9 protein-coding genes are annotated in these 12,678 nt (G+C 73.0%); 3 read left to right on the top strand and 6 right to left on the bottom strand.

Annotated features, from left to right (window positions below):
- Positions 1 to 84: 84 nt before the first annotated feature.
- A complete protein-coding gene (locus AB0F62_RS05340) occupies positions 85 to 936 on the top strand; it encodes a tetratricopeptide repeat protein (RefSeq protein WP_361792385.1) in 852 nt (283 codons plus the stop codon).
- A gap of 168 nt (positions 937 to 1,104) precedes the next feature.
- Here AB0F62_RS05340 and AB0F62_RS05335 read toward each other — a convergent pair whose 3' ends face one another.
- The 3 genes from AB0F62_RS05335 to AB0F62_RS05325 all read right to left on the bottom strand — a co-directional run bounded on the left by AB0F62_RS05335 (position 1,105) and on the right by AB0F62_RS05325 (position 5,801).
- Positions 1,105 to 2,178: an iron-siderophore ABC transporter substrate-binding protein gene (locus tag AB0F62_RS05335; RefSeq protein WP_361792383.1), complete on the bottom strand. Its 1,074-nt coding sequence runs from the start codon at positions 2,176 to 2,178 to the stop codon at positions 1,105 to 1,107.
- Positions 2,179 to 2,271: 93 nt separating this feature from the next.
- Positions 2,272 to 4,062, bottom strand: a complete 1,791-nt coding sequence (locus tag AB0F62_RS05330; RefSeq protein WP_361792381.1) for an ABC transporter ATP-binding protein — start codon at positions 4,060 to 4,062, stop codon at positions 2,272 to 2,274.
- Positions 4,059 to 5,801 (bottom strand): ABC transporter ATP-binding protein, encoded by a 1,743-nt coding sequence (locus AB0F62_RS05325; protein ID WP_361792379.1) that lies wholly within the window; start codon positions 5,799 to 5,801, stop codon positions 4,059 to 4,061. Before AB0F62_RS05325 ends, AB0F62_RS05330 begins: the two co-directional genes overlap by 4 nt.
- A gap of 288 nt (positions 5,802 to 6,089) precedes the next feature.
- On the opposite strand from AB0F62_RS05325, the gene AB0F62_RS05320 reads away from it, so the two are divergent.
- Both AB0F62_RS05320 and AB0F62_RS05315 read left to right on the top strand, forming a co-directional pair.
- The gene (locus AB0F62_RS05320) at positions 6,090 to 6,533 is read left to right on the top strand and encodes a MerR family transcriptional regulator (protein WP_361792499.1); all 444 of its coding nucleotides are present in this window, start codon (positions 6,090 to 6,092) and stop codon (positions 6,531 to 6,533) included.
- A gap of 12 nt (positions 6,534 to 6,545) precedes the next feature.
- Positions 6,546 to 7,589, top strand: a complete 1,044-nt coding sequence (locus AB0F62_RS05315; RefSeq protein WP_361792377.1) for an aldehyde reductase — start codon at positions 6,546 to 6,548, stop codon at positions 7,587 to 7,589.
- A gap of 63 nt (positions 7,590 to 7,652) precedes the next feature.
- Here AB0F62_RS05315 and AB0F62_RS05310 read toward each other — a convergent pair whose 3' ends face one another.
- The 3 genes from AB0F62_RS05310 to AB0F62_RS05300 all read right to left on the bottom strand — a co-directional run bounded on the left by AB0F62_RS05310 (position 7,653) and on the right by AB0F62_RS05300 (position 12,663).
- The gene (locus tag AB0F62_RS05310; RefSeq protein WP_361792375.1) at positions 7,653 to 8,237 is read right to left on the bottom strand and encodes a hypothetical protein; all 585 of its coding nucleotides are present in this window, start codon (positions 8,235 to 8,237) and stop codon (positions 7,653 to 7,655) included.
- 390 nt (positions 8,238 to 8,627) lie between these two features.
- Positions 8,628 to 9,245: an NAD(P)H:quinone oxidoreductase gene (gene wrbA / locus AB0F62_RS05305; RefSeq protein WP_361792497.1), complete on the bottom strand. Its 618-nt coding sequence runs from the start codon at positions 9,243 to 9,245 to the stop codon at positions 8,628 to 8,630.
- Between the two features lie 415 nt (positions 9,246 to 9,660).
- Positions 9,661 to 12,663, bottom strand: a complete 3,003-nt coding sequence (locus AB0F62_RS05300) for a glycoside hydrolase family 2 TIM barrel-domain containing protein (RefSeq protein WP_361792373.1) — start codon at positions 12,661 to 12,663, stop codon at positions 9,661 to 9,663.
- Positions 12,664 to 12,678 lie beyond the last annotated feature (15 nt).

The raw sequence follows: 12,678 nt of genomic DNA, 5'->3' as shown, positions 1-12,678 counted from the left end.
CTCCGTCACCATGCGGTGCACGCACCGGGGACTGCCCGGTATCCACCCCATCAGGTGCGGGCGCTTGATCCGTACTCTTCGCGCATGAGACTCTTCCGGCCGCGCGGCCGACATGAGGCCGGTCGGCCGAAACCCACCCCCGTGGACGCGGTCATCGCGCTCTACACAGCCGGGCGTTACGCCGAGGCGGAGACCGAGGCCCATGCCGTGGCGGCCGCCTGGGCCGGGCGGCGCGGCACCCCGTACGCACCGCTGGCCCTGAGCTTCGCCGCCCTGGCGGCGGGGGCCCAGGGCCGTCACGCCGAGGCCGTCACCGCGTACGACGAGCTGCTGCCCGTCTTCGGCAGGACGTTCGGTGCCGAGCACGTGCAGACCCTGAAGCTGCGTTCGGATCGCGCGCAGGCGCTCGCGGCGCTCGGCCGGCACGCCGAATGCGAGGCGGAATGCCGGGCCGTCGCAAGGGTCGCGGCCCGCGGCACCGGCCCGGACATGCCGAACTTGACGGCGGCCGCGCGCAACGGGCTGGTCTTCGCGCTCACCGCTCAGGGCCGTCACCCGGAGGCGGAAGCCCTCGTCCGCGACGCCCTCGCGGCCCATTCGGCACACGACCGGTTCACTCTGGTGCTGCGGCTCGGGCTGGCCCGCAGCCTCAACGCCCAGGCCCGTCACGAAGAGGCTCTCGCCGAGGCGGAACGCGCGGATGGCCTGTGCCGCGGCATGTCCGCGGAAGAGCACCGCCCGGAGACCGGCGCGGTCGAACTGGCCATGGCCACCGCCCTCCACGGGCTCGGCCGCGAACGCGAGGCCCGCAGCCGGGCCGAGACCGCGCACGATGCGTGCCTGGCGAAGTTCGGCCCGGACCATCGCCGGACCGTCGAGGCCCGGGACCTGCTCGAACGTATCGCCGGGGACCGACCGGCCACCGACGCCCGGTAGTTGGCGTGCCGACCGGCGGGACGCGGTGCCCGCTCCATCCCGATCCCGCACGGCCGGTGTGCGCGGGACGCAAACGGGCCGGGGCCCGCTCTGCGCACAGAGCGGGCCCCGGCCCCGGGTTACCCGGCTTCGGTCCGGCGGCGCACGGAGCACCGCGGGACGCGGCGATCAGGACGCGGGCTGCTCCACCTTCGTGGCCGGGTCGCCGTCCACCGCGGCGGCGAGCTGCGGTACCAGGCGGTCCAGGACGTAGGGGATGCTCAGCACGGTCGACAGGGACACGGCGTTGCCGTAGTCGCCGGTCTCCGGAACGAAGACCTCGCGGCCCTCCTTGACCACCTTCAGGTCGGCGTACAGCTTGTTCTGGTGCAGCTTGGTCACGGCCTTGGTGGCGTCGGGGAGGATCCACACGGCGACGCTCTGGTCGAGCAGGTCCGTGCGCTCCTTGCTGATGTTGGCGCCGAACTGGTCGCCGATCACCTTGTCCAGGTCCGCGGGGAGCTTCAGGCCGAGGTCGGCCAGCAGCCGCGAACGGGCGTCCTGGCTGCCGTAGACGAAGGTGCCCTCGTACGGGGTCGCCATCACGGCGGTGGCGTCGGCGAAGGCCGGGTTGGCCTTCTTGGCCTCGGCGAACTTCGCCTCGACGCCCTCGACGAGCTTCTTCGCCTCGTCGGGCTTCCCGAGCGCCTTGCCGATGGTCTCGGTCTGCTGCTGCCACGGGATGCCGTAGTCGTTGAACTCCTTGGGCTGGGCGACCACCGGGGCGAACTTCGACAGGGTGTCGTACTGGGCCTTGGTCAGGCCCGAGTACAGCGCGAGGATCAGGTCCGGCTTGAGCGCGGCGATCTTCTCCACCTGCGGCCCGGTGCCGGTGTCCTTCAGGACCGTCGGCGCGGCGGCGGACCCCAGCTTGTCCTGGGCCCACGGGCCGACGGCGCCCTTGTAGCCGCCGATCCACTCGGTGGTGCCGACCGGGACGGTGCCGAGGGCGAGAACGGCGTCCTGGTCGGTGAGGCCGACGGTGACCACGCGCTTGGGCTCGGCCTTGACGGTGGTGCTGCCGTACTTGTGGGCGATGGTGACGGGGAAGGCCTTGCTCGCCGACGCCTTGGTGGAGCCGGACCCCGGCTTCGACGCGTCGGAGGGCGAGTCGGAGGAGCCGCAGGCGGCTACCGCGCCGACGAGCATCAGTACGGAGGCGAGCAGTCCGGCGAACCGGGTGGCTCTGGTGGCGCGGGGCATCGGATGATCCTTCGTTTCGTGTCCCTGTACGGGACGGGGTCGGGACAGGTTGTTGCGGGGGGCGGCGGGGCGCGAGGCGGCGGCCGCGGCCGGCTACGGCCCGGTGGTGCTGCGGTTCTCCGCCCACGCGCGCCACAGGGCGGCGTAGGGCCCTCCCGCGGCGCGCAGTTCGTCATGGGTGCCGCTCTCGGCGACGCGGCCGTCCTCCATCACCACGACCCGGTCGGCCGAGGCCGCCTGGCTGAGCCGATGGGCGACGACCAGGGCGGTACGGCCCTCGAGCGCGCGCTCGGCGGCCTCCTCCAGCAGTCCGGCGCCGGCGCTGCCGGCCTCCGCGGTGGCCTCGTCGAGGACGGCGACCGGCGGGTCGGCCAGCACCAGCCGTGCGAGGGCGAGCTGTTGTGATCGGTCGGCGGTCAGCCGGTGGCCGCCCTCGCCGACGACCGTCTCGAGGCCCTCGGGCAGCGCCCGCGCCCAGCCGAGGGCGCCGACCCGCTCCAGTGCCTCGCACAGCTCCTCGTCGGTGGCGTCCGGCCGGGCCAGGCGCAGGTCCTCGGCGAGCGGGCCGGAGAAGACGTGTACTTCCTGCGTCACCAGGGCCACCGTGCGCCCGGTCTCGGAGGGTTCCGCGCCGCCGACGTCGACCCGGCCGGACGAGGGCCGGTGGATGCCGACGACGATCTTGGCCAGAGTGGTCTTGCCCGCGCCGCTGGCGCCGACGAGGGCGACCTTCTCCTTCGGCCGCAGTACGAGGTCCACATCGCTCAGCACCGGCCGGCCCGGGACGTAGGCGTGGCCGACGCCCTCGACGGTGACGGCCGGGGCACCGGCGGCCCCCGCACCCGCGGACGCCTCCCGCTCCGCGGTCGCGGTCGCGGGGTCCGGCTCGTCGACGACGCCGACGAGCCGGGCCAGGGCGGCCGTCGCGGACTGGGCGTCGTCCAGCAGCACCAGCGCGGTGTTCACCGGGCCGAAGAGGCTGTGGAAGTACAGCGCCGCGGCCGTCGCGGTGCCGATCGAGGCGGAACCGCCGCGGACCAGCAGGAAACCGGTGACCAGGACGGCGGCCAGACCGGTGTACTCGGCCACGTGCAGCCGGCTGTAGAAGCGCAGCACGAGGTGCACCCCGCGCAGCGTCAGGCCGACGGCCTCGTCCGACCGTTCGGTGACCCGCGCGGTGTGCCGGGCCTCGGCCCGGTAGGCGCGCACGGTCGCCGCGCCCCCGATCGTGTCGAGCAGCTGCTGCTGCTGGGCGCCGGTGGCGATGCGCTCCTTGGCGTACAGCGGCGTGGCGTTGCGTACGTACCACCGCGCGGTGTGCGCCTGCACGGGCACCGCGAGCAGCGCGGCCAGCAGGAACCGCCAGTCCAGTACCGCGAGCGCCGCCAGCGTCAGCACGATCGACAGCCCCGACCGGACCAGCTCCGGCAGCGCCGTGCGCACCGCCTCGGCGACTCGCGACACGTCCCGCGTGACACGGGCGTTGAGGTCGCCCGAACCGGCCCGCTCGAGCCTGTCGAGCGGCAGCGACAGCGCCCGTTCGACGAAGCGCTCCCGCAGCTCGGCCAGCACCGTCTCCCCGAGCCGCGACACCAGCGACATGCCGGACGCCGTGGCCACGCCCTGGGCCACCGCGACGAGCACCAGCAGCACCACGGGGAGCGTCAGCGCGCCGGCCGGGCGCTTGTCCGTCACCAGGTCGACGATGTACCCCAGCAGCGGCTGCGTCAGCAGCCCGACCGCGGTTGCCGCCACCATCACCGCGGCGCCGCCCGCGGCCAGCGCCTTGTGCGGGCGCAGCAGTTCGCGTACGGCCGCCCGGGTCCTGGCGGGGGTCGCCGTGGGCAGCAGCTCGCGCGCCGCGGATCCCGATGCCGTCGTCATGCGAGAACCGCCGTCCGGTAGGTCGCGTCGCCGTGTATGAGGTCGTCGTGCGCGCCGTCCGCGGCCACCCGGCCCCCGTCGAGGAGCACGACGCGGTCGGTGACGGACAGCAGCGCGGGGCTGTTGGTGACCAGCAGCGTCGTACGGCCGCGGCGGTGCTCGCGCAGCCCGGCGGCGATGCGGGCCTCGGTGACGGCGTCGACCGCCGTGGTGGGGTCGTGGACGACGAGGACCGGCCGCTCGGCGACGAGGGCGCGGGCGAGGGCGACCCGCTGGCGCTGGCCGCCCGAGAGCGAGCGGCCGCCTTCGGTGACCTCGGTCGCGGTGCCCAGCGGCAGGGCCCGGGCGACCTCGTCGGCGCAGGCGGCGGCGAGGGCGCCGTCGATGTCCGCCGTGACGTGCGCGCCGATGTCCGCGCCCATGTCCGCGCCGACACCGACGTCGATGTCGCCCGTACCGCCCAGGTTGTCGGCGAGGGTGCCCTCGAACAGGTCGGCGTCGTGCGCGGCGACCAGGACCGCGGTGCGCAGGCGCGCCGGATCGAGCTCCGGCAGCGGCACGCCGTCCAGTTCGACCACGCCCGCCTCGGGGTCGGCGGTACGGCCGAGGCACTCGAGCAGGGCCTGTGCCGCGGCCGGTTCGGTGGTGGCCACGCCGAGCAGCTCGCCGGGCCGGACCTCGAGGTCGGCCTCGCGCAGCGCGCCGAGGCTGACACCGCGCAACCGCAGGCCGCCGCGCACCGGTTCCGGCAGCGTGCCCGCGCCGGGCAGCACGTCGGGCTCCGCGGCGAGTACGGCCGCGATGCGTCCCGCGGAGGCCCGGCCCTGGGCGAACTCGGTGTTGACCCAGGCGAACACCTCCAGCGGTCCCAGCAGGAACAGCGCCAGACCGACGGCCGACACGAGTTGCCCCAGCGTGATGTCGCCCGCCGCGGCGAGCCGTCCGCCGATGAGCGCGACCACCGCGATGAAGACTCCGGTGAGGGTGAGCACGACGCCGCTCTGCCACGCCTCCGCGCGCGCCGCCCGCACGGTGGCGCCCAACGAGGCCCGGCTGGTGCGCCGGTAGCGCTCGACGGCCGCGGCCTGCGCCCCGATGCCCTTGAGCACCCGCAGCCCCGCCACCAGGTCCGCCGCGACGCCGGAGGCGTACGCGGCCCGCTCCTGCTCGGCCTCGCTGCGCCGTTCCAGGGGCTTGCTGAGCAAGTGCCCGAGCCAGAGCAGCAACGGCGTGCCGAGCAGGACGACCAGGCCCAGGACCACGGAGATCCGCAGCAGGGCGACGGCGCTCACCAGGAGTCCGGTGAGTGCCGAGATCCCGGTCATCACCGCCATGTTGACGGCGCCGACCCGCTTGGCGTCCTCGGTGGCCGTGTTGGCCAGTTCACCCGGCAGGTGGCCGCGCTCGGCGCCGCCGCGGGGGTCGAGGACGCGCCGTACGAGGGCGACGCGCAGGTCGTGCGCGGCCAGTTCGGCGGCCCGTTCCCCGGCGCGGGCGCCGAAGCGGAAGCTGAAGGAGAGCCCGACGTACACCACGGCCAGTACCGCGAGCCAGGCGACCAGCGCGCGTCCGTTTCCCTCGGATACCGCCTGGTCGATGACGAGGCCGATGAGGACGGGGACGAGCGCCTCCCCGAACTGATGGCCGGCGCCCAGGACGGCGCCGACGGCGACGTCCCTGCGTCGGCTCCTGACTGCCCGCAGCAGGACATCACGCCCCGGCGGCACCTTCGTTCCCACCCCGCGAACCCCTCCGGCCGTCGGCGACCAGCACCCTGCATCAAAGTTTAGGTAAGGCTACACTAACTCGCTCTTCGGGGTGAGGCCCGTGGGGGACATTCACGATGCCCGCCGTGACAGCCGGTTCGCCGTCCCGTCCCACGCCGCGGCGGTGCCGGCGGCCGCGTTCCCCGTGCACGCCGGCCGCCGGGGCGACGCGCCCGGGCCGGTTCAAGGTGACCCCGGACACGTGCGCGCCCCCACGCTTGACCTCAAGCGCTTGAGGTTTCGAAGACTGAGGACGTGGCTATGACAGACGCCCCGCCGGTGTCGATCCAGGAAGTGTCGCGACGGAGCGGCCTCTCGGAGCCGACGCTGCGCTACTACGAGAAGATCGGCCTCATCGGCCCGGTTCCCCGTGACGAGAGCAGCGGACACCGCCGTTACAGCGCTTCCGTGGTCGAGAGGATCGAGGCACTGAGCTGCCTCAAGGCGACCGGGATGAGCGTGCGCGACATGCACGCCTACCTCCGTCACCTCGACGGGGAGGCGGACGCCGACCGGGCCGCGCAGTTGCGCGACCTGTTCCGGCGCAACGCCGACCGGGTGGCCGAGGAGCTCGAGCGGATGCGGGTCCGCCTGCGGTACCTGCGGCTCAAGACCGATCTGTGGGACGCGCGTGAGCGGGGCGACGCGAACGCCGAGCAACGTGCCGTGGAGGAACTCACGCGCACGGTGCCCGACCTGAGATAGAGAAGAGCACCCATGTACGACATGACCCCCGGCGACCGACCGGTCCTGGTGACGGGCGGCAACGGCTACCTCGGCTCGCACGTGATCGACGCGCTGCTGCGCTCCGGTCACCGGGTGCGCACCACCGTCCGGTCGCTCGACCGCGCGGAGGGGATCCGGGCGACGGCCGCCCTCCGGGGCTCCGCCCCCGGCGAACGGCTGGAGATCGTCGCCGCCGATCTGGGCGCCGACGAGGGATGGGCGGAGGCGGTGAAGGGCTGCGACCACGTCCTGCACGTGGCGTCCCCCTTCCCCGCCGCTCAACCCCGGCACGAGGACGAGGTGATCGTCCCCGCCCGGGACGGTGCCCTGCGCGTGCTGCGGGCCGCGCGGGACCACGACGTCCGGCGCGTCGTCCTCACCTCGTCCTTCGCCGCCGTCGGCTACAGCGGCAAGGACGGCGGCGTCTACGACGAGAACGACTGGACGAACCCCGAGGACGACCTGACCCCCTACATCAAGTCCAAGGCCGTCGCGGAGCGCGCCGCCTGGGACTTCGCGGCGGCCGAGGGCGGCGACCTCGAACTGTCCGTGATCAATCCCCCGGGCATCTTCGGGCCCGTCCTGAACCGGCATCTGTCCGTCTCGGTGGCGCTGGTCAAGGCGATGCTGGAGGGGGCCATGCCGGTGGTTCCGCCGCAGTACTTCGACGTGGCCGACGTGCGGGACGTGGCGGACGTCCACCTGCGGGCGATGACGGAACCGGCCGCCGCGGGCGAGCGCTTCCTTATCGGCAGCGGCACGGCGACGAGCTTCTTCGGAATGGCCCGGGTCCTGAAGGACGCACTGGGCGAGCGCGCGGCCAAGGTGCCGGCCCGGGAACTCACCGCCGACGAGGTGCGGGAGGGCGCGCGCACCGACCCGGCACTGCGCGAGTCGGTGAGTCAGCTGGGCAAGGTGCCGGTGCTCCGCACGGACAAGGCACGCGCCGTCCTGGGCTGGCAGCCCCGTGCCGTGGAGACGACCGTCCTCGACACCGCCGAGAGCCTGTTCCGCCTGGGGCTGGTGGACGGCTGACGGTTCACGCCCCCGTGGCCCGGCGTGCCGCCCCTGCGGCGCGCCGGGCCACGGCCGCACACCTCAGGTCGGCCAGTGGTACCCGATGGTGAAGTCGACCACGACGGCGAAGGTCAGGTACAGCAGCCAGGCGGCCGTCAGCAGGCGGAACAGCCCCATCACCCGCTCGGCGACGGGGACGCCGACCGACATGACGAACTTGCTCAGGTACACCAGGAAGAGGCCGATGAAGACGAGCCCGACGGGCCAGTCGGTGGCCCCGAAGAACACCGTCGCGCCGAGCGCCGACAGGACCATGTAGGCCACCGCGACACCGGCGTTCACCCGTGCGTCGTTGCCGCGGTAGCGGTCCCAGCCGAGCGCGAACCAGTGGATGCCGTACGCGGAGAACGCCAGGGCGGCCATGTAGAGCGGCGGCTCCTTGAAGACCTCGAACCAGGTGAGGCCCACGAAGAGGATCATGCCCGCCAGGAACTGGCAGAAGCCCGGCAGCCAGATCCCCCAGACACCCATGGCCCGGTCCACCCGCTCGTCTCTCGCGGGCCAGCCGAACAACTCCTGTGATCCCCAGATCAGGTAGCCGGTGGCCAGGCCGAAGAAGCCGAGCGCGAGCGGCGGATACACCGACGGTTCAAAGACCACGTCCATTGATTCATTGTTCACCTGAATGGGTCATTACGCACATTTCGCCCCATGGGGAACTCTGGTGCCCCTGCGCTCGCGCGAGACGCTCACATACGGCTTCGGTCACCTGCCCGCCGGGGCGATTCGCCTATGTAGACGAACGGTCGTATAATCAACGTAGAGTCTCCCCTGAGCGGTGGGAGGCCCCCGTGCGTGCCGACCCGTGGGGACCGGGTGCGGTGCGGACGGCCCGGTGCGGGCTTCGCGTCGCGCGCAGGTCGCGCCGGGCTCCTCGCGCGTTCCGCGCGCGTGCGCGGATCCGTGGGGGGTCCATCGTGCGCGCGGGGGCCGCGGAAACGGCCGCGCCGAGGGGAACGCGGGTTCCCCTCGGCGCGGTGCTGCGTGATGCGAGGATCAGGCGGCGAAGCCCTTCTTGAGCGCCGCGGCGAGCTCGACGACGCGCTCGGCCTGGTGGCGAGCGGCGTTGCGGGTGGTGTCGCCGACGGGGTTGTTGCCCTGGGCGTCGACGTGCGAGGTGCCGTAGGGGTTGCCGTCGACGAACTTCACCGGGTCGGTGTAGCCGGGGGAGACGATGATGCCGCCGAAGTGGTGGATGGAGTTGTAGAGGGCGAGGAGCGTGGACTCCTGGCCGCCGTGGGCGGTGGCGGTGGTCGCGAAGCCGCTGTAGACCTTGTTGGCCAGCTTGCCCTGGGCCCACAGGCCGCCGAGGGTGTCGATGAACTGCTTGAGCTGCGAGGAGATGTTGCCGAAGCGGGTCGGGCTGCCGAAGATCACGGCGTCGGCCCACTCGACGTCGGCGGGGGTGGCGACCGGGATGCCGGCGCTGGCGGCGGCGTGGGCCGCCCAGGCCTCGTTGGACGCGATGGCGGCCTCGGGGGCCAGCTCGGCGGCCTTCAGCAGACGCACCTCGGCGCCGGCCTTCTCCGCGGCGCTGCTGATCTCCTTGGCGATCTCGGCGCTGAAGCCGGTCGAGGAGTAGTAGATGACGGCGAGCTTGACGGGAGAAGTCACGGGGGTGGTCTCCGATTCGTTGGTGGTGCGGTTCTTGCGGCGGAAGAAGCCCATGGTGCTGTTTGCGGCTTTCGGATTGTTCTGTACATCCCAGCAGGCGCGGGGTGGCGCCTGTGCGCCTGGTTGAAAACTAAACCATCCTGGCGGGTAGTGCAAAATTCAACAGATGGCGAGCGGGGTGCGGGCCGCGACGCCTTCGTACGCCCCACCGGCAGCGCCGCAGGTCAGCGCGGGTGCGCACCCGCCGCCGTCCACCCGTCCACCCGTCCACCCGTCCACCCGTCCAGCCGCCCAGCCGCCCAGCCGCCCACCCGTACGGGCCGGACGGCTGGACGGACCCGCGCATACGGCCCGGCGCCGAGCGGTGACAACCGCTCGGCGCCGGGCCGTGGAGGACGGGGGACGCGGGTTCGGCCTACCGGCCGCCCTCGCCCGCCGCGATGCGGAGCCTGATTGTGCGGGCCTCCGGGCGCAGCGCGTACTCGGGCCACACATCGGGTCCGCACGCCCGTGAGCCGAGGCCGTGCTGGGCGGCGTCGACGATCAGGTGGCTCGTCGTCGAGGCCGGAAGCTCGAAGGGATGGCCGGCCCGGGCGATCTGCTGCGGGGTGTGGCGGCTGAGGGTGAAGCCGGGGCGGCGTCCGCGGGTGTCCGGGATGGTCACGAAGCGCAGCACCGCGCTGCCGCCACTCGTCAGCTCCAGCCGCCGCAGCCGGGAGCGGTGCCCGGTCTCCTGGGGCCGCGCGTAGTCCACGGAGAGACCGTCGAGTGTGGCGGAGAAGCGGCCGGTGCGGGCCGCGCGGAGGCTGTCGGGGTAGGACTCGTGCGGGCCGAGGCCGAACCACTCGGCGCCGTCGACGGGAGCGGTGCCATCGGGCAGGTCGAAACGGATCCCGATCCGCGGCCACACCGTCCGCCACCCCCGCGAGGGCGCCACCTCCACCCGCAGTTCGAGCTCGTCGCCCTCGAGCGTCCAGACGGTCTCCACCGTCACCGACAGGGCCGAGTTCGCGGCGGAGACCCTGGAGACGGTGCGCAGGGCGTCCGCGGCGCGCTCCACGGACACCCGCCGCGTGGTCAGCCGGTCGAGACCGTCGCGGCGCCACAACTCGGCGTTGGAGACTCCGGCGATGTCTGCGTCGCTCTCCCCGACCTCGTCGGACGCGCCTTCGTCGTTGTCGGTCGGGGCACGGAACAACTCCAGCCGCGGGCCCGCCACATCACGGCCGGCGAGGCGGACGAGAGATCCGCCCGCGAACTCGGCGATGCCCAGCCTCAGCGTTCCGTCGCTCGGCCGCCAATCGGTCCGGGGCTGGACGGAGGGTGCGGGACGGCGGCTGGAGCGGTCCAGCTGGGCGCTCGCCAGCAGATGCCCCTCACGCGCCCAGGCGGTTTCGGCCGCCAGCACCGCGTCGACGGTCAGCCATGTCTCCGCCTCCTCCGACACCTTGATCGGTGGCAGCGGCACCCGCGCCGAATCGCCCGCCGCGACGACCGGCACCTCCAGGTCGCCGGAGTCCACCAGTGTCCCGTCGTGCTCGACGCGCCACTGGAAGCGCAGGTCGGAGGTGTCCGCCGAGTGCCGCAGATTGGTGATCACCACCGTGTCGCCGTCGCCGTCGCCGTCGCCGAAGGCGAAGCGGATCGGCTGCACGACCGCCTTGTACTCGTGGAGGCCGGGGGTGGGGACGCCGTCGCTCAGCACCATCCCGTCCATCACGAAGTTGCCGTCGTGGACGACCTCCCCGAAGTCGCCGCCGTACGCGTAGTAGGGGGTGCCGTCCGGAGTCGTCGTCAGGATGCCGTGATCGCGCCACTCCCACACGAAGCCGCCGTGGAGCCGCGGATGCTCGTGCACCAGCGCCTCGTACTGGTCGAGCGCACCGGGACCGTTGCCCATCGCGTGGGCGTACTCGCAGAGCAGGAACGGCCGGGTGCGCTGCCGAGCGCCCTGCGCGGGAGTGCAGTGCAGCAACGGCGCACGCGAGCCGTCGGTCCCGATCTGCTCGGTCTCGGGCACCGAGGCGTACATGCGCGAGTAGACGTCGGTGTACTCGCCGGTGTGGTCGCCCTCGTAGTGCACGGGCCGGCCCGCGTCGCGGGCGTGGACCCACGCCGACATCGCGGCCAGGTTGCCGCCGGTGCCCGCCTCGTTGCCGAGCGACCAGATCACCACACTGGGATGGTTCTTGTCCCGTTCGACGGTGCGCTGGATGCGGTCGAGGTACGCCGCGCGCCACGCCGGGTCGTCGCTGGGGTTGCCCACCCAGTCCACGGTGTCGAAGCCGTGCGTCTCCAGATCGCATTCGAGGACGACCCAGAACCCGAGTTCGTCGGCGAGGTCGAGCAGCCGCGGATGCGGTGGGTAGTGGCTGGTGCGGATCGCGTTCACGTTGAACCGCTTCATGCGGGCCAGGTCCTCGCGGGCGTCCGCCTCGTCGAAGACCCGGCCGCGCTCGGGGTGGGTCTCGTGGCGGTTCATCCCGTGGAACACGACGCGGCGGCCGTTGACCAGGAAGCGGTCGCCGCGGATCTCGACGGTACGGAAACCCACCCGCTGGGTGATCGTCTCAGCGGCCGTCGACACGGTGGCGTCGTACAGGCGGGGCCGCTCCGCCGACCAGGGCTCCACCTCGCCGACGTCGAACGGGGCCACGTCGGCGGCCGACTCCCAGACCCGCTCCACACCGAGTTCGGGGAGGCGCAGGGTGACCGGGAACGCCGCGGCGTCGGCGGTGACCTCGGGCTCGAGCCGTCCGCGCCCCTGCTCGAAGCCGGTGCGCAGCCAGACGTCCTCGATGCCGCCGGCCGGCCGTGCGATCAGGGTGACGTCGCGGAAGATGCCCGGCAGCCACCACTGGTCCTGGTCCTCCAGGTAGCTGGCCGCCGACCACTGGTGCACGCGCACCGCGACGACGTTGTCCCCCGGGCGCACCGACGACGTCACGTCGAACTCGTGGGCCAGCCGGCTGCCGCTCGCGCTGCCGATCTCGTCGCCGTTGACCCAGACCCTGAAGAGCGACTCGACGCCGTCGAACCGCAGCACGACGCGCTCGGCCTCCGACCACCGCGCGGGCAGGTCGAAGCGGCGGCGGTAGTCGCCGGTGGGGTTCTCGTCCGGGACGTGCGGCGGGTCGATGGGGAAGGGGAACCGGATGTTCGTGTAGATCGGCCGGCCGTAGGCGCCGTCCCCCTGGAGCACCCAGTGGGAGGGCACCGGGATGCTGTCCCAGCCGTCGTCGTCGAAGGTCTCGGCCGCGAAATCGTCGGTCGCGGGCACCGTCGGCGACAGCCGGAAGTGCCAGGGGCCGTTCAGCGAGCGTGAGGGGGCGTCGGAGTGCAGCCACGAGCGCGCGGGGCGCAGCGCGCCGCGCCCTGGTGTGGTGTCCGAAACGTACGCGGAAGGCTCGGAGGGCAAGAGGTCACACACTTT

The sequence above is a fragment of the Streptomyces sp. NPDC026673 genome, from assembly GCF_040638135.1.
GTDB lineage: Bacteria > Actinomycetota > Actinomycetes > Streptomycetales > Streptomycetaceae > Actinacidiphila.
The sequence above is the reverse complement of the archived record's forward strand: the minus strand, read 5'-3'. Positions and strand labels throughout refer to the sequence as shown.

Coding starts and splice junctions, on each gene's coding strand:
- AB0F62_RS05340 (WP_361792385.1), top strand. CDS start 85: ATGAGACTCTTCCGGCCGCGCGGCCGACATGAGGCCGGTCGGCCGAAA.
- AB0F62_RS05330 (WP_361792381.1), bottom strand. CDS start 4,062: ATGACGACGGCATCGGGATCCGCGGCGCGCGAGCTGCTGCCCACGGCG.
- AB0F62_RS05315 (WP_361792377.1), top strand. CDS start 6,546: ATGTACGACATGACCCCCGGCGACCGACCGGTCCTGGTGACGGGCGGC.
- AB0F62_RS05320 (WP_361792499.1), top strand. CDS start 6,090: ATGACAGACGCCCCGCCGGTGTCGATCCAGGAAGTGTCGCGACGGAGC.
- AB0F62_RS05310 (WP_361792375.1), bottom strand. CDS start 8,237: ATGGACGTGGTCTTTGAACCGTCGGTGTATCCGCCGCTCGCGCTCGGC.
- AB0F62_RS05335 (WP_361792383.1), bottom strand. CDS start 2,178: ATGCCCCGCGCCACCAGAGCCACCCGGTTCGCCGGACTGCTCGCCTCC.